The 17042-nt window shown below is 35.1% G+C and carries 18 protein-coding genes; 7 read left to right on the top strand and 11 right to left on the bottom strand.

Annotated elements, in window-relative coordinates:
• Positions 1-16: 16 nt before the first annotated feature.
• From AACZ49_RS11910 to AACZ49_RS11880, 7 genes are all read right to left on the bottom strand, one after another.
• Complete coding sequence (locus AACZ49_RS11910; protein ID WP_339655050.1) at positions 17-1453, bottom strand: Gfo/Idh/MocA family oxidoreductase; 1437 nt, start codon at positions 1451-1453, stop codon at positions 17-19.
• Positions 1454-1464: 11 nt separating this feature from the next.
• Complete coding sequence (locus tag AACZ49_RS11905; protein WP_339655047.1) at positions 1465-2262, bottom strand: DUF1080 domain-containing protein; 798 nt, start codon at positions 2260-2262, stop codon at positions 1465-1467.
• A gap of 139 nt (positions 2263-2401) precedes the next feature.
• Positions 2402-3673 carry an adenylosuccinate synthase gene (locus AACZ49_RS11900; RefSeq protein ID WP_339655044.1) on the bottom strand — a complete coding sequence of 424 codons (1272 nt, stop codon included), beginning with the start codon at positions 3671-3673 and terminating at the stop codon, positions 2402-2404.
• 19 nt (positions 3674-3692) lie between these two features.
• A complete protein-coding gene (locus tag AACZ49_RS11895; protein ID WP_339655041.1) occupies positions 3693-4169 on the bottom strand; it encodes a transcriptional repressor in 477 nt (158 codons plus the stop codon).
• A 50-nt stretch (positions 4170-4219) separates the two neighbouring features.
• Positions 4220-6424: a RelA/SpoT family protein gene (locus tag AACZ49_RS11890; protein WP_339655038.1), complete on the bottom strand. Its 2205-nt coding sequence runs from the start codon at positions 6422-6424 to the stop codon at positions 4220-4222.
• Positions 6425-6468: 44 nt separating this feature from the next.
• On the bottom strand, positions 6469-7701 hold the full coding sequence (locus tag AACZ49_RS11885) for a M48 family metallopeptidase (protein ID WP_339655036.1): 1233 nt from the start codon (positions 7699-7701) through the stop codon (positions 6469-6471).
• A gap of 44 nt (positions 7702-7745) precedes the next feature.
• The gene (locus tag AACZ49_RS11880; RefSeq protein WP_339655034.1) at positions 7746-8558 is read right to left on the bottom strand and encodes an RNA methyltransferase; all 813 of its coding nucleotides are present in this window, start codon (positions 8556-8558) and stop codon (positions 7746-7748) included.
• A gap of 207 nt (positions 8559-8765) precedes the next feature.
• Between AACZ49_RS11880 and AACZ49_RS11875 the strand changes: the two genes are divergently transcribed.
• The 6 genes from AACZ49_RS11875 to AACZ49_RS11850 all read left to right on the top strand — a co-directional run bounded on the left by AACZ49_RS11875 (position 8766) and on the right by AACZ49_RS11850 (position 12431).
• Positions 8766-9008, top strand: coding sequence for a MoaD/ThiS family protein (locus AACZ49_RS11875; RefSeq protein ID WP_339655033.1), 243 nt, complete (start codon positions 8766-8768; stop codon positions 9006-9008).
• Complete coding sequence (locus AACZ49_RS11870; RefSeq protein ID WP_339655031.1) at positions 9008-9427, top strand: molybdenum cofactor biosynthesis protein MoaE; 420 nt, start codon at positions 9008-9010, stop codon at positions 9425-9427. Before AACZ49_RS11875 ends, AACZ49_RS11870 begins: the two co-directional genes overlap by 1 nt.
• A 116-nt stretch (positions 9428-9543) precedes the next feature.
• Positions 9544-10017 carry a cyclic pyranopterin monophosphate synthase MoaC gene (gene moaC, locus AACZ49_RS11865; RefSeq protein WP_339655029.1) on the top strand — a complete coding sequence of 158 codons (474 nt, stop codon included), beginning with the start codon at positions 9544-9546 and terminating at the stop codon, positions 10015-10017.
• Positions 10001-10591: a molybdenum cofactor guanylyltransferase gene (locus tag AACZ49_RS11860; protein ID WP_339655027.1), complete on the top strand. Its 591-nt coding sequence runs from the start codon at positions 10001-10003 to the stop codon at positions 10589-10591. The genes moaC and AACZ49_RS11860 overlap by 17 nt, the downstream gene beginning before the upstream one ends.
• Before the next feature lie 2 nt (positions 10592-10593).
• Entirely contained in the window at positions 10594-11661 is a 1068-nt protein-coding gene (locus AACZ49_RS11855; protein ID WP_339655025.1) for a HesA/MoeB/ThiF family protein, read from the top strand.
• Positions 11652-12431, top strand: coding sequence for a sulfite exporter TauE/SafE family protein (locus tag AACZ49_RS11850; RefSeq protein ID WP_339655022.1), 780 nt, complete (start codon positions 11652-11654; stop codon positions 12429-12431). The genes AACZ49_RS11855 and AACZ49_RS11850 overlap by 10 nt, the downstream gene beginning before the upstream one ends.
• Before the next feature lie 43 nt (positions 12432-12474).
• Here the strand turns inward: AACZ49_RS11850 and AACZ49_RS11845 are convergent, their stop codons facing one another.
• The 4 genes from AACZ49_RS11845 to moaA all read right to left on the bottom strand — a co-directional run bounded on the left by AACZ49_RS11845 (position 12475) and on the right by moaA (position 15774).
• Positions 12475-12951, bottom strand: coding sequence for a hypothetical protein (locus AACZ49_RS11845; protein WP_339655019.1), 477 nt, complete (start codon positions 12949-12951; stop codon positions 12475-12477).
• A 64-nt stretch (positions 12952-13015) separates the two neighbouring features.
• Positions 13016-13480, bottom strand: a complete 465-nt coding sequence (locus AACZ49_RS11840) for a hypothetical protein (protein ID WP_339655016.1) — start codon at positions 13478-13480, stop codon at positions 13016-13018.
• A 9-nt stretch (positions 13481-13489) separates the two neighbouring features.
• Entirely contained in the window at positions 13490-14704 is a 1215-nt protein-coding gene (locus tag AACZ49_RS11835; protein ID WP_339655013.1) for a molybdopterin molybdotransferase MoeA, read from the bottom strand.
• A gap of 86 nt (positions 14705-14790) precedes the next feature.
• On the bottom strand, positions 14791-15774 hold the full coding sequence (gene moaA, locus AACZ49_RS11830; protein WP_339655011.1) for a GTP 3',8-cyclase MoaA: 984 nt from the start codon (positions 15772-15774) through the stop codon (positions 14791-14793).
• A 90-nt stretch (positions 15775-15864) separates the two neighbouring features.
• On the opposite strand from moaA, the gene AACZ49_RS11825 reads away from it, so the two are divergent.
• The gene (locus AACZ49_RS11825) at positions 15865-16971 is read left to right on the top strand and encodes an XdhC family protein (RefSeq protein WP_339655009.1); all 1107 of its coding nucleotides are present in this window, start codon (positions 15865-15867) and stop codon (positions 16969-16971) included.
• The last annotated feature ends 71 nt before the right edge of the window (positions 16972-17042 follow it).

Below are 17042 nucleotides of genomic sequence, written 5' to 3'. Positions count from 1 at the left end.
ATATTAAAAATGAGATTTAGAAATTTCTATAATCGCCTTCTAAATAAGCATTTGCTTCATCTTCAGCGAATTTAGCATTTTCACTATCCCAGTGTAAAACTTGATTAGGGAATCTTCCAGCTATTACACCGAGAAGTATTGTTTCTGTAAGTCTTGATGCGTATGAAAAAGGAGCTGTTGTCTCATCGTCACCTAAACAAGCATCTACAAACTGATGGTAATGTTTAGGTCCTTCAGAATCATAATCACGAATAGGTTTTCCCATATTATTGGCTTTTTCGACTGCTTCAATTTCCGCTGAAATATCTACATATTCCCCATCGACAATTTTCTTTGGTAACTGCATAAAATGTGGTAATAACAGTCTGCCTTTTTCACCTATGAACATAGCGCCTTGGTCTGGTAGGGTTCCTTCACTTGCTGTTTTAGTTTCTAATGACATTTTGTCTTCCATAGAATCTTCGGTAACGTCGGTTGAGGTTGCTATTTCTTCTGCACCTGGTAGTATTAAATCTTCATGGTCTTGTGGAGCACCTGGGCCATCATACCAAACCCATTTCAAAGTTTCTGTAGTGTAATCGGTTTGTGGAAATTCGTAGGTTACTATATTATTTTGTGGAAATCCGAATCCATTAGGTTCTCTACATTCATTTTTAATGGTCATGGGCACCTGTAAATCTAATGCGTTATACGGCGTGTCAAAAATATGAACTCCCATATCACCTAAAGTGCCACAACCATAATCCACTAATTTTCTCCAATTTCCTGGATGATAAAAACCTTCTTTGTAGGGTCTTTCGGCCGAAGTGCCCAACCAAAGATTCCAATCTAATGATTTAGGAATTGGGTCGGAACCTGTTGGTTCAGGTCCGTCATAACCCCAATCTTTAGGTGACCAGGCACGAACTGTATGTACCTTGCCAATAATTCCTGATTGAATTAATAGGGTGGCTAGTTTATAATCGTAGAATGAATGAACCTGAATTCCCATTTGTGTTACCAGTCCTTTTTCTGCAGCTAGCTTGTTCATTGCCCTGGCTTCAGATACATAATGGGTAAGTGGTTTTTGACAATACACAGGTTTATTCATTTCCATCGCCATCATTGATGCGGGTGCGTGTGTATGGTCTGGGGTTGATACTATCACTGCATCTATTTCATCACCCATTTCCTTTAACATTACTCTATAATCGGTATATGTTTTTGCATTTGGATGCAGTTCTTTTGCTGCGGCCAAATTATTAGCGTCTACATCACACAAAACGGTAACATCTACCTTACTATGTGATGAAATTGCCTTTAAGTCTTCGGCTCCCATATTACCAACGCCAATATGTGCGGTACGTAATCTAGTTAATTTTTTCACTTCTTTTTTACATGACCATAAACCAGATGGTAATAATACAAATGTGGAAAGTGCCGCTGCATTTTTTAGAAAATCTCTTTTGTTCATTGGTGTGGTGGTTAAAGTTTTTTGATTTTTATATTACGGAACCAAATTGGACTAGAATGATCTTGAAAACCTATAAAGCCTGTTTTGAATATTCCGTAATCTTTACTGTTTTTCCATTTGTCAGAATTTTTTTTCTCGTACCAAGCTTGGTCCCATGGTACAAAAGATACTACTTTTTTCCCGTTCAACCAGTGTTCTACTTGTTCTGGTGTAAAGATTATTTTAGTGGTATTCCATTCTCCAACAGGATTTAAAATTTTGTTATTAGGATCAGCGGCATGCATAGCATAATCTGAGGCTGTTTGTTGTAATGGTTTTAACTCTTCTGGTTTGTCGGTATAACCTAGACTTAGATTATAAGATGTTAAGTCATGTATGCTAGCATAATTTTCATCATCTATTAATTGATATTCGGGGGAAACTTCTGGAGGGCTGTCATAACCTTCTTTTAAGTGATAAAAAATACCGCTATTCCCTCCTTTGGGTAACTTCCACTCTACGTATAGTTCGAAGTTATCAAATTCTTCAGCACCATAAATAATATCAGTTCCACCTGTATAATCTTGTTCTTTTCCTAATTCGGTATCAAATTGTAGTTCTCCATCTCTAGCTATCCAACCGGGAGGTAATTCTTGGCCATTATACGCACGCCATCCTTTTGTCGTTTTTCCATCGAATAAAGTGATCCATTCATTTTTAGAATCTTCTTCAGTAGAGATTATCGAATCTTCTTTTTTGCTTTTATCTGTTTTACAGGATGCTATGGAAAGTAACAAAAATAATATAGTGGGGTACGTGAATTTTTTCATTTTTTTTTAGCGGTGTTTTAATAGTGTGGGTGAAAATCTCACACCGTACTGAAATTACAAAAAAAAAGAATGGCGATAAAGGTATTTCCCTATATCGCCATTCTCGTTAGTCGAACAACCTTTTTAGGCCGCTAAATGTTTATCGGTGAATTGTTTGAGTTCTGTCTGGACCAACAGAAACAATTTTAATAGGCACTTCTAATTCTTTTTCTAGAAAATCGATATAATCGTTCAAGGACTTTGGTAATTGGTCGGCAGCAGTCATTTTTGTCAAATCTTCTTTCCAACCATTCATTTCTGTGTATATCGGAGTTACGTTTTCTGCTTCTATATTGTATGGGAAATGCTCAATTTTTTCTCCTTTATAGTTGTAAGCAGTACATATTTTTAATTTTTCGAAACCGCTCAATACATCACCCTTCATCATCATTAATTCAGTAACGCCATTTATGCGAACTGCATATTTTAAAGCCACTAGGTCTAACCAACCACAACGTCTTGGTCTACCGGTTGTAGCTCCAAATTCATTACCTACACGACCCATTGTTTCACCATCCTCATCAAATAATTCGGTTGGGAAAGGACCGCTACCTACTCTTGTTGTATATGCCTTGAATATTCCTTTTACTTCGCCAATTTGATTTGGAGCAACACCTAAACCAGTACATGCGCCAGCTGCGGTAGTATTAGATGAAGTTACGAAAGGGTAGGTTCCAAAATCAATATCTAGAAGAGATCCCTGTGCGCCTTCGGCCAATATTTTTTTACCTTCTTTTTGTGCTTGGTATAAATATTCTTCACTATCTATAAAAGTTAATGCTTTTAACTCTGTTACTGCTTTAAAGAAATCGGCTTCTAGTTCAGCAAGGTCATATTGAATATCAACATCGTAGAAACTAATCATAGCTTCATGCTTATTTGCCAGACTACGATATTTTTCTTTCCAATCGCTTAGTTCTAAATCACCAATACGCATTCCGTTTCTACCAGTTTTGTCCATATAAGTAGGACCTATTCCTTTTAAGGTGGAACCGATTTTTGCTTTTCCTTTAGATGCTTCAGAAGCAGCATCTAACAAACGGTGTGTAGGTAAAATTAGGTGGGCCTTTCTAGAAATGAATAATTTGGACTTTATATCCAGTTTAAATTTCTTTAATGCATCCAATTCTTTTTGAAAAATAACAGGGTCGATAACAACACCGTTACCAACAACGTTAACTGCATTTTTATGAAAAATTCCTGATGGTATAGTATGCAATACATGCTTTATTCCATCAAACTCTAATGTATGACCAGCATTTGGCCCGCCTTGAAAACGAGCAATAATGTCATAATTTTCGGTTAATACATCAACGATTTTTCCTTTTCCTTCGTCACCCCATTGCAGGCCTAACAATAAATCTACTGCCATCTAAATATTATATACTTGGTTAGTTCTTTTTATTTTCTTTCGTACCTACTTCTATGTTCGGTGTATTTTTAATCCCATAAAAATAAAGGGAATGTGCATTTATCTTAATATTAAATACTTCTTCAATTGTTTTTTTTATAGATTGAATTCTAGGATCGCAGAACTCCATTACCTCACCGGTATCGGTAAGTATAACATGGTCATGTTGGTGGTCAAAATAAGACTTTTCATATTGTGCTTGATTTTTGCCAAACTGATGCTTACGCACTAGTTTGCAATCTAAAAGAAGTTCTATGGTGTTATATAAAGTAGCTCTACTTACTCTATATTTCTTGTTCTTCATGTTAATGTAAAGCGATTCTATATCGAAATGTTCGTCACTTTCATAAATTTCTTGAAGTATAGCGTAGCGTTCAGGGGTTTTTCTATGTCCTTTGTCCTCTAAAAAGGTAGTGAAGACGTTTTTAACAATTTCTTGATTTTTATCCGAAGACATATTTACTGCATTAATATACAAATGTACAGTTAAATTTTAATTTCCTTTTTCTAAATTCGGGTTACTTTATCAATACCATTAATATCTCTTAATGTATCGGTCAATTTTTTAAGAATAGCCTTGTTTTTTACCACCACGGTAATTTTCCCTTTAAAGGTGCCGCCATCTGTGCTAAAGTTTAGATTACGCATATTCACGTGCATAATGTCTGATATGACTTCTGTAATGTCACTGACTAAGCCTAGATTGTCGATACCTGTTAACTCTATATCTGCCTGATATTCCTGTTGTGAAGAATCTATCCATTTAGCACTAATAATACGATATGCATAATTAGATTGCAAGGATATTGCATTTGGACAATTTTTTTTATGAACTTTAATACCTTCAGAAACACTTACGAACCCGAATACTTCGTCGCCAGGTATAGGGTTGCAACATTGAGAAAGTTTATACTCCAATTTTTCTTCCTCTTTACCAAAAACCAGCATATCATATTTAGAGGTAATTTCATCTCTATTGATATCTTCAGGAACCGGAGTTCGGCGCATACGATTTTTAAAGAAACTTATAAATGCATTATTATAGGAAGAAGCAAAGTCCTTTAACATGGTATTATCTATTGAGCCGATACCTACACGATAAAAGAGGTCTAAACTAGTTTTAAGTTTAAAAAAGGTGACCATTTTATTGATGGAATTTTCATTTAAACTTACTTTTTGTGATTTTAGTTTTCTGCGTAGAATTTCTTTTCCATCTTCAGCAACAGACTTTTTTTCCTCTCTTAAAACTGATTTTATTTTTGCCCTCGCTCTTGCGGTGGTGGCATAATCTAACCAGTTTTGGTTGGGAGTGGCATGCTCTGAAGTAATAATTTCTACTTGATCACCACTCTGTAATGTGGTATTTAGAGGTACTAATTTTCCATTTACTTTAGCGCCTCTGGTGCGCATACCTACCTCGGTATGAATATTAAAAGCAAAATCTAATGGGGTAGCGCCTTTTGGTAAAGATTTTAACTCTCCCTTTGGTGTAAAAACGAAAATTTCTTTTGAATAAAGATTGAGTTTGAATTCTTCAACAAAATCTACGGCATTGGTATTTGCATTTTCTAAGGCTTCTTGAAGTTTGTTCAACCATACTTCTATACCTTGTTCTTTTTGGTCGCCATGCTTATATTTGAAATGCGCAGCATACCCTTTTTCGGCTATTTCATGCATGCGTTCACTTCTAATCTGCACTTCTACCCACTTACCTTTGGGTCCCATTACTGTAATGTGTAAGGCTTCATAACCGGTTGATTTTGGTGAAGATATCCAATCTCTTAAACGAACGGGGTTTGGAGTAAAGTGGTCCGTTACTATTGAATAGATCTTCCAAGCGAGAAATTTTTCATTCTCTGCATCGGACTTATAAATTATTCTAATAGCAAACTTATCGTAGATTTCCTCAAAAGTTACGTTCTGATTAAGCATTTTTCTTCGCATAGAAAAAATGGACTTCATTCTTCCTTTAATCACGTAGTTAAGACCTTCTTTTTTAAGGGAATTATCTATTGTGTCCGAAAAAGCATTGATATAAGCTTGTTGCTCTTCTTTGCTGTCCTCTATTTTATCTTTAATAGATTTATATACTTCTGGTTCTGTATACTTTAAACTTAAATCTTCTAGCTCTGTTTTAATGTTATAGAGTCCAATTCTATGGGCTAAAGGAGCGTAGATGTATAAGGTTTCAGATGCTATTTTAACCTGTTTATGCTCTGGCATAGAGTCCATGGTAAGCATATTGTGGAAGCGGTCTGCAATCTTAATAATGATAACACGTACATCATCATTCAAAGTCAATAACATTTTTCTAAAATTCTCAGCTTGCTGAGAAATGTTCATGTCTTTTTTTAAATGTGATATTTTGGTAAGACCGTCCACTATACGGGCAACTGTTTCACCGAATATGCGATCAATGTCATCTAAAGTATACTCGGTATCTTCAACAACATCATGAAGTAAGGCAGAGGCTATCGAAACAGCGTCAAGGCCAATCTCTGAGGCAACAATCTTTGCTACTGCAATAGGGTGAAATATGTAAGCTTCACCAGATTTTCTACGTTGATTTTTATGAGCGTCAACAGCCACTTCAAAAGCACTACGTATAAGTTTTTTATCCTCATCGCTGAGGGTCTGGTAACTAATGCGTAATAACTCTTTGTACTCCTGAGCTATAAGCTTATTCTCTTCTTCTATTGCTGCCTGTGTCATACCATATTAAAAATAATATAAACTAAAATGATAGGCAACAAAAATTATGCCTTTAAATTACGTACGCGGTCAATTAGTGGCGGATGGGAATAGTGCATAAATACATATGCAGGATGTGGTGTTAAATTACTTAGACTGTTTTTAGATAGTTTTTTTAAAGAAGAGATTAATGGGTTGGAAGCATATGTTTTTTTGGCATAATCATCTGCTTGATATTCGAATTTTCTTGAGAAATAGTTCATTAATAGGCCAGTGATTTCTGAAATCGGACTATATAAAATACCAAAACCAATTAGGGCAGCATGAAAGCTGGGTCTATCAACACCCATGGCTAATGAAACTTCAGGATTGTTAATAAAAAGGGATAATAGGAACAGCATAAAACCAGTTAGTAAAATTGATGCTGCCAAATTGAAAATGATGTGTTTTCGCTTATAGTGACCAATCTCATGCGCTAAAACAGCAACAATTTCTTCCTCTTCCAAATCATTGATCAATGTATCATAAAGTGTTACTCTTTTTTCTTTTCCAAAACCAGAAAAATAAGCATTGGCTTTGGTTGAACGTTTAGAGCCATTAATGACAAAAATATGTTGCAAGTCAAATCCAACATTTGTAGCATATTGTTCGATTTTTTCTTTTAAGCTACCTTCTTCTAGTGGCTCTTGTTTGTTAAACAAGGGCACAATTAGTTTACTATAGAACAAGTTCATGAACAGTATAAAAATTGTAATTAGACCCCATGTATATAGCCAGAAATTTGTACTAGCCCATTGAAAGAACCAAATTACCAGGGATAAAATGCCTCCTCCAATAATAATGGTCATGGCCCATTGCTTCAATTTGTCAATCAAGAATGTTTTGTGAGTGGTTTTGTTAAATCCGAATTTTTCTTCGATTACAAATGTTTGATAGTACGAAAATGGGGTATTTAAAATATCGCTACCGAGCATTATTATTCCGAAGAAAATTAAAGCTTGTATTATGGTATTGCTTGTGAAATTTAAAGCGACTTCATCTACCCAGGCAAAACCTCCAAAAAATAAAAAACTGAGAATAAGTGCCAAAGAGAATATAGAAGTTATTATGCCGAATTTGTAATTTCTTAATTTATATGCTTGGGACTTTTCATATTCTTCAACATTATATACGTCGTTTAGGTCATTTGGTATAGGGTCTTTGAAGTGTTTGGCATTCAGATAATTCATTACAGTGGCGAGAATAAATTCGCCGATTAGAATAAAAAGAATACAGAAAAATATAAATGTTTTGTCCATGGAATATATTTAAAACGAAATCTTAAATAATGATTTTAAGATTTTTAGGTATTCAATTTTCGCTGGCGTTTAGCTTCAAAGATAAGTATTGCTGCAGATACAGAAACGTTCATAGAATCAATTTCACCCTCCATGGGTATAATAATATTCTGAGTGGAATTCTGCAGCCATTCATCACTTAGACCAGAATTTTCTGTTCCAACTACGATAGCGGTAGGTCCTTTGAAATCTACTGTTGTATACTCTTTAGAGGCAGATAAAGCCGCACAGTAAACTTTAAACCCTTCTTCTTTTAAGTAGGAGACTATTTCTGTTGTACTCCCCATTTTAATGTTTCCAGAAAAAACACATCCAACACTAGAACGAATAATATTAGGGTTATATAAATCTGTTTTAGGATTGGCAATTAATACTGCATCAAGGTTAGCAGCATCAGCAGTACGTAATAATGCACCAATATTACCAGGTTTTTCAGGAGCTTCTGCTACAAGAACCAAAGGGTTTTTATGGTTGAATTTCAATGAGGTTAGCAAGTGGTCTTTACTTTTCACAATCGCTAATACACCTTCAGTTGTATTTCGATAAGCCAATTTTTTATAAACTTCGTTGCTAACAGAAATTAATTTTTCTGGGCTAAATGACTTTAAAAAATTATCGCTTTGAGCTTCATTAATAATGTCAGAACAGTAAAAAACAATATCTATTTCATAATTTGTTCGACTGGCAATCATTAGTTCCCGCATTCCTTCCAAAACAAAGAGTCCGGTTTTTTTTCTTTCCCTCGATTTTTCTTTTAATAGAAAAACCTTCTTTATTAATGGGTTATGTAGGCTAGTAATATGTTTTAATGAATACATGAGGTGCAAAAGTAATGTAATCTGTTAATTGAAACATAATATTTCGTTTAACCGAGAAATATATCATGAACGAAATAGGTGTTGCCAAGAAAGCGTTATACTAATTTGTTCTAACCATACACGTTAAATAGTTTCTTAAAACATATCCTTTTCTATGGCAACTTAATTTTTATAAGTAACTTGAAATTTATTTAATATTAAAGAAAAATGAATGTACTTTTTTTTGGAATTGCCAAGGATATAGTGGGCAGTTCTCAAATTACATTTTCTGATGAATTGAAACAGCTTAATTCGGTAGCAGACTTAAAGGCCCAATTAATAAGGTCTTATCCAGAATTTTCGCGATTAACCTCTATTGCGGTTGCTGTAAATAGTGAGTATGCAGAAGATGACGTATTTTTAACTGTGGATGATGAAATAGCAATCATACCACCTGTAAGTGGAGGATAATGGATGATAAAATAGTTGAAATAGTTGATGATATTGATGCTTCACAAGTGTTTAAGGAGCTTTCTCATCCTGAGAGTGGCGGTATTTGCGTGTTTGTAGGTACTGTAAGAGAATTTACCAAGGAAGAAGAAGTGGTTTCATTAGAATTTGAGACGTATGAGAAAATGGCCTTAAAGGAAATGGACAAAATAGCTACGGATGCCATGGTTAAATGGAATTTAAATAAAGTGATTATTCGCCATGCCGTTGGTTTAAAAGAGGTTGAAGTGCCTGTCGTTGTTGTGGGGGCTTCTTCGGCACATAGGGATGCTTGTTTTGAAGCATGTAGATATTTAATAGATACCCTTAAAAAAACGGTACCTATTTGGAAAAAGGAGAGGTTTGAGAACAAATCTGTTTGGGTATCCGCACATCCATAGATTTTAGATACTTTTTTGACTTATGGAGTCGAAAATGCTTTTATTTGAATATGAAATAAACTCAATAAACCTAAGAATAAAGTAATCCCCATCTTTTAGGAAATTAATAATACATTATGACTAAACAACTTACACATATAGATGAAACGGGTAATGCCTCAATGGTAGATGTGTCAAATAAACAAGCAACAGTTCGAACCGCAGTTGCTTCAGGAAAAGTTGTTTTTCCTTCAGATGTTTTTGACACACTGGCCTCTAAAGACTTTTTAGGCCATAAGGGAAGTATAATTCAAACAGCCGTAATTGCAGGAATTCAAGCAGTTAAAAAGACTGCAGAGCTAATTCCACTTTGTCACCAACTCAATCTTTCCAAAATACAGATAGATATTGCTCCGGTGAAAAATGCTTTGCAAATTAGATGTAAAGTAAAATGTAACGAACAAACGGGGGTTGAGATGGAGGCACTGACAGGAGTTTCTGTAAGTGCATTGACTATTTATGATATGTGTAAGGCCTTGTCGCATGATATCAAAATTTCTGAAATACTATTAGAACAAAAAACAGGAGGTAAGAATGACTTCAATCGCTAAATTATATGGTCTCGTTTTATCTGGAGGGAAAAGTACTCGAATGGGTACGGACAAAGGATTGATTGAATATCACGGCGTTCCCCAACGAGAATACTTATACGATTTACTAAGTCAAGTTTGTGAAAATACTTTCATAAGTCTGCGTGAAGAACAGGAAGCTGAACTACCAACAGATATTAAAACGATTGTTGATTTAAATGAATTTAAAGGTCCTTACAACGGACTTTTGTCTGCACACAAAAAATATCCAGAGGTGGCTTGGTTGGTTTTAGCCTGTGATCTTCCTCTTATGGGTATCGACGCCTTAAAAGAATTGATTTTACAACGCAATAGCGCAAAGGTTGCTACGGCTTTTGCTTTAAAAGGGAATCCGTTACCAGAACCTTTATGTGCAATATGGGAGCCACAAGCGTTACAACAATCAATTGAGTATTTAGAAAGTGGGAATGGGTCTTGCCCAAGAAAATATCTAATCAATCATGATACTAAATTGGTGTTTCCAAAATATGAGAATGTTTTATTGAACGCTAATTCTGAGGAGGACTATAAAAAGGCATTGGAGAAATTAGCATAGGCATGAACTACGAACGCTATACTAGGCAAACCATTCTTAAGGGCTTTGGCACTGAAAACCAATTGAAACTTACCAAAGCAAAAGTTTTGGTGGTTGGCGCCGGAGGTTTAGGTGTTCCTGTACTTACATACTTGAACGCAATGGGTGTTGGTTCCATTGGAATAGTGGATAATGATGTGGTTTCCATTACCAACTTACATCGCCAAGTATTATATTCGGAAAGGGATATAGGCAAATCGAAGGTTGCTGCTGCGAAGGAGAAATTAATGGCGCAAAATCCAAATACCGAGATAGTAGTATTTAATAAATTTTTAAACACAAAAAATGCCCTTGAAATTATAGCGGATTTTGATATTGTGGTCGATGCTTCAGACAACTTTCCAACCCGGTATTTGGTGAATGATGCTTGCGTAATTCTTAAAAAGCCTTTTGTGTATGGTGCATTACATGGTTACGAAGGACAAGTAAGTGTTTTTAATTATAAGGATGGACCAACCTACCGCTGTCTTTTTCCAAATATGCCTAATGAAAATGAGGTTCCGAATTGTAATGAACATGGGGTACTGGGAATTATCCCCGGAATCATAGGAAACTTACAGGCTTTAGAAACTATTAAAGTACTCACAGGAATAGGAGAGGTACTTTCAGGAAAACTTTTGATTTTTGATGGACTTCAACAATCTTATCAAAAAATAAAATTCAAATTACAGCCTGAATATTTGAAAATCGAGAAGCTACATGATTTTTATGAGTGGAATGATCCTTGTGAAATTGTTCCAACAATTGAAGCGAAAGAAATTCAAAAATTGCTGGTTGATAATGCGCAAATAATTGACGTACGTACGATCCAGGAATTTGAAAATTATCATTTACCGAATTCTGTTCATATCCCTTTAAAGGAACTAAAGGCTAAATCTGATAAAATTAACTTTTCGCTTCCGGTATATTTATTATGCCAATCAGGTAAGCGAAGTGAGACCGCCTTAAAACAATTGCGTGAACAGCACCCTGAAAGTTCGCTTTTTAGTATTTTAGGAGGACTAAACCAGTATATGGCTGTATGCTCTTAAATCTTCCAGAATTTTTATTGTTAATGCTTGGTTTTTTGGTAATTGCCACGCTGTATTCTTCAGTAGGTTTTGGCGGAGGTTCTAGTTATTTGGCCTTGTTGGCATTAGTATTGACGAGTTTTTTTGCTATTAGAAGTATTGCATTAATTTGTAATCTTATTGTCGTTTCAGGAAGTACATATCTGTATTGGAAAAATGGGCATTTAGATTTTAAAAAGTTTTTACCTTTTATAGTTTCAAGTATTCCATTAGCTTTTATTGGAGCCCGTTTTCGATTATCAGAACATGTATTCTTTATCATTTTAGGAAGTGCGTTAATCATTTCCGCTTTGGCACTAATAGTTCAGACGTTGACTCTAAAAAAATCTGAAGAGGTGAATCCAAATTACCAACCATATGTAACGTATTTATTAGGAGCAGGAATTGGCCTTTTATCTGGTTTAGTAGGTATTGGTGGAGGTATTTTTTTAGCGCCTATTCTAAATCATATGAAATGGGATAAGTCTATTAAAATTGCGGCATTGGCTAGCTTTTTTATTTTAGTGAATTCTATCTCTGGTATTGGTGGATTATTGACAAAGGGTACGCTTGAACTTCCTTGGGTCGAGGCCACAGGACTTATAGTTGCCGTATTCATTGGCGGACAAATAGGTATTCGTTTAAGCCTAAGCAAGCTAACTGGCAATGGAATTAAAGTAGTAACCGCTATTTTAGTTTTAGTCGTAGGAATTCGTGTTTTAGTGGTAAATGGCCTCCAATTGGAATTTTAAATAGTATCTCGCCCAACTTAAATTTTTATAAAATATTCATTATTTAAGGATACTGAGAAAGCAAATTAAACTGCCATAAATGGTATTTAATATGCATGTAGTGGAATAATTCGACATCTTCATATGAGACCTCGCCCATGAAAGAAGCGTAGGGTGTGTAATCTGGGTTATTGTCTTTAAAGGCATAATATTTTTCGACTGCATCAGGAATGTTTGTAATAGCTTCTTCTAGTGATGCATATTTCAATGGCGGTAAATCTGCTTTTGTTTTTTTACTTGGTCTGTGAACCAAAACAGAACCGTTTTGAATGAATTTTTGCATACCTAATTGCGGCTCAGTAGCGGGTTTTATCCTCTCGCCTTCAAATTTAGTTGTCGCGCTTCCTAAAGCCATAATTAAATGTTCTACCATATGCTGAGGCGTCATGAGTCCAAAATTAGCTTTTGTGTCTAACGTTAAGCTGTTCAAAAGCTCAGGAAATGTATTGGTAAGAAATTCTCTTTTATTTCGGGAGGTCACTTTTTGGTCTTTTAAAAAATTAATTGGTTTTTAATGGGTGGGCTAACTATTGTAAGGCTATTTGTTAGGTTCTTGAAACTGTCATTTTCTTCGTTTTGGATTTTACAAATCTATAAAAATATTGAAAATTGCCATTATACCAAATTGCAAATATAAATGCGAAATACAATATCCAATCAGGTAACAACAAAACGGTAGCGAAATAGGTTTTTGAAATCAAAAAGATCAATGAAAGTCCTGCTATCGCTAAAGAAATATAGGTTCTCTTATCTTTCCTATTCAGCAAAATCAGAGTGATAATTAATAGCCCCATAATAGGTTTGGTGTGCAGTAATACAGGAACCAAGGTAGAATATTCAACATCAAAGAATAAGATAAAGGCGCTCATATAGGCGGTTAAACAAAGCGGACATTTAGGGATGAGAATCAATAAAATGGTAGAAAGAAAAGACATAGAGCCGTTTGCAGCTTCTATTTTTTTTGTTGAAGCAAATTTATTTTTACAGCAACTTGTCTTTATGGTTTCCATAACAGTAGTTTACCATTTTATACGGTAAGTTACAAAAGGATATGCTTCATTCGCAAAAAAATGGCTTTTATTTTGCGGTAATATTAAAAATCCGTCGGTTTTAACAAGATTTGCAAAATCACCTGAGCCGTTCCCATTAATTGCTTCGGCTACTAATTTCCCATCTGTCGTGCTTTCTAAAGTGGCTTCTAAGAAATAGACAAGGTCAGGTTTGAATTCCACATCGTTTTTAAGTTGTACATAAAGCGTTTTTGATTCTACTCCTAGAGACTTTTGCAACCAAAACTGTAGGTACATATAAACACAAACAAAGGAAGAAACCGGATTCCCTGGCAGGGCAAAAATCTTTTTTCCATTTGTGTTACTTCCAAACCAAAAAGGCTTACCTGGTCGTTGTTGAATTTTATGAAAATGTTTTTTTACTTTTAGCTCTTCCAAAACATCGGGTAGGTAGTCGAACTTTCCTTTAGAAACACCTCCCGTAAAAATAAAAAGATCATATTTTTTCAATAATTGAGAAATGGTAATTAACATTTCTTCTTTGTCGTCAGCAAGATGTTGAAGTTCAGATGAAATTCCCCATTCTTTTAATGTTGCTTGAATGCCATAGATATTAGACCTTCGAATTTGATGTAGTTTTGGTGTTTGATATACAGGTACTAATTCATCTCCCGTTGAAAAAATAACTACTTTGGGCATTTTTTTGACCATTAAAGTAGCTTTTCCTATTGCTGCGGCAATATTTATTTCTGCACTCGAAAGCTTTTCTCCTTGTTTTACAATTATGCTTCCTTGTGCAATATCTATGCCTTTGAAATGAACATTTTGTTTGTGATTTAAGATGTCAAGATTAATGGTAGCCTGATTATCCTCAATTGTAAGGTCTTCATAACGGATTACGGTATCAACACCATTTGGCATAATGGCACCAGTCATCACTTCGATACACTTAGAACTATCTATTAATGATTGTTTTGGAGTACCGGCAGGAGCTGTTGCTTCAATGGTGAACGTTCGTTGCCCCTTTTCGAAGGCTTCATATGAAATAGCGATTCCATCCATAGTCACCCGATCAAAAGGAGGGAAGTCACGGTCAGCGATTAGGTCTTCAGCAAGATAAGCACCAATGCAGTCTTCTAAATTTCTTTTTTCCGTAATGAAAACACCTTTATGTTCTTCTAAAATTGAAAGGGCTTTTTCGTATGGGATAAAAATGTTTTCCATTTGGTGTATTGAGCGTAATCAAAGTTTTTAAAGTTGGTCTCTATGTTTCTTTAAGTAATTCGAATTATAAGTGAGAGAAAATAAGTTTATCCGCCTATACTGCTCATACTTTGCATTGCTGCTGTAGGAGTAGCACGCAATTTTTCAGCGTCAAATCCGTCTTTTGGTTTCAAGCGAACAATTTCTCTAAATTTATTTGCAAGTTCTTTGTCGGAAACCCCTGAACGCATATAGTCACGGATATTAAAAACGCCATCATCATATAAGCAACTTTTAATCTCTCCTTTGGATGAAATCCGTAGTCGATTACACGTATTACAGAACGTCCTTGAAAATGCTGCAATAACACCGATATTTCCTTTATATCCAGGAATGGAAAGCAAACTCGCGGTATCACCATGCTTGCTTGGAAGTTTTTCCAATTCAGAATAATGCGCTTTTAAATCCGCATAAATATCACGAGCAGAATACATTTCTACATTTTTTTTATAACCTCCATTAAATGGCATTTCTTCAATAAAACGAACATCTACGGGATAGTCTTTGGCCAATTCAGCCAAGGATATAATATCCTGTGTATTGATACCTTTCATGATAACCGCATTAAGTTTTATTTTAAAACCGTTGTCAACTAACATATGAAAGGTCTGCATCACTTTTTCAAAATCATCGCGACGCGTAATTTTATGAAAGCGTTCCTTATCCAAAGAATCAATACTTAAGTTAATTTTGGTGATTCCCAATTCTTTTAATTTCGGAATATTTTTTTGTAAAAGGGTGCCATTTGATGTAATGTGAATAGATTTATAATCATCTAGATTAGCAGTATTCTCTAATAACTTCATGAAATCTTTACGAAGAAATGGCTCTCCACCAGTAAACCTTACTTTTTGAAAACCCAGTTCGCCTAATATTTTTAATAATCGCGTAATCTCTTCGTAACTAAGTAAGTGTGCTTTAGGTTCATAGGGTATGCCTTCAGCCGGCATACAGTAAAAGCATCTCAAGTTACAGCGGTCTGTTACTGCGATACGTACATAGTCTATAGTTCTGTCAAAGGAATCCTTCATCGTATTACTCGGGAATAAGAATAGTCAATATAGCTAATTTTCGATATATTAGGAGGGCTATTTAAGAAAGAAATAAGAACTGCTACGAATATGAAAGAAATAAAATCGATACTTCAACTATACAATTCTTTTAAAAATTCTAACGAGAAATGCGCAATAGCCCAGGTAGTTCGTGTGGAAGAGTCATCGTATAGAAGGGAAGGAGCAAGAATGCTTGTCTTTGAATCTGGAGTTTTTGAAGGTGGAATAAGTGGAGGATGTTTAGAGGGTGATGCTTTAAAGCGCTCTCAAATTGCGATTCTCAAACAACAACCATCAATCGTTACCTATGATACATCTAAGGAAAACGAAATAGGTGTGGGTCTTGGCTGTAATGGGGTTATCGATGTTTTGATTTCGCCAATTTCGGAAGACTCCTCTACTTTAAAAATGCTGCAGAAATGTATTTCTGACAGGGCCTATCACATAATAGCTACTGTAACCGCAATAAATACTGAAATTGAAGCTATACCTTTAGGTAGAAGCTTTTACTATGATAAGAATTCGGCATCTTTAGAAGAATGTAAGCATGATGGATTGCGGAATTTTCTTCAACATAAAATTCAAGACGTTCTTGGAAATCAAAAATCAAAGACCTTTCATTTTAAGGAGGATGGGGTGTATGCAAGTGTTTTTATTGAAATGATTCCGCCACAATTTCACTTGGCAATTTATGGCGACAATTATGATGTTTATCCGTTACTGGAAATGGCTAAGTTGATGGACTGGGATGTGAGTTTGGTCGGTAATGTTCAAAAACTCAAAAAGGAAAAGCTAAAGTCTGTAAAATATATATATCCAAAAGATTTTGAAGAAAGGCCAGTAATAGATAACAGAACAGCTATCATTTTAATGGCCCATGACTATAAGACGGATTATGCCAATTTACAAAAATCAGTAAAAAGTGCTTCACCATATATTGCTTCTTTGGGTCCGAGAAAACGTTTTGACAAAATGGTTGCTGAATTCAAGGCAAACGGAATAGAATTTTCCGAGCAAGAAGCAGAATGTATTTTCGCTCCTTGTGGTTTAGAAATCGGGGCAAATACTCCCGAAGAAATAGCCTTGAGTTTGTTCGGCGAAATTCTTAGTGTTTTTTCTGGAAATAATGGAGGTATGCTACGGAACAAGGTTGGTCCTATTCATGAAAGAAATTAATTTTTATAAGTTTGGGTATGACTTGTATAGTAGAGGAGGTCTAGCTTGGTAGCTCGGACGGAATTTTATTA

The organism is uncultured Maribacter sp., from assembly GCF_963975365.1.
Taxonomy (GTDB): domain Bacteria; phylum Bacteroidota; class Bacteroidia; order Flavobacteriales; family Flavobacteriaceae; genus Maribacter.
The sequence above is the reverse complement of the archived record's forward strand: the minus strand, read 5'-3'. Positions and strand labels throughout refer to the sequence as shown.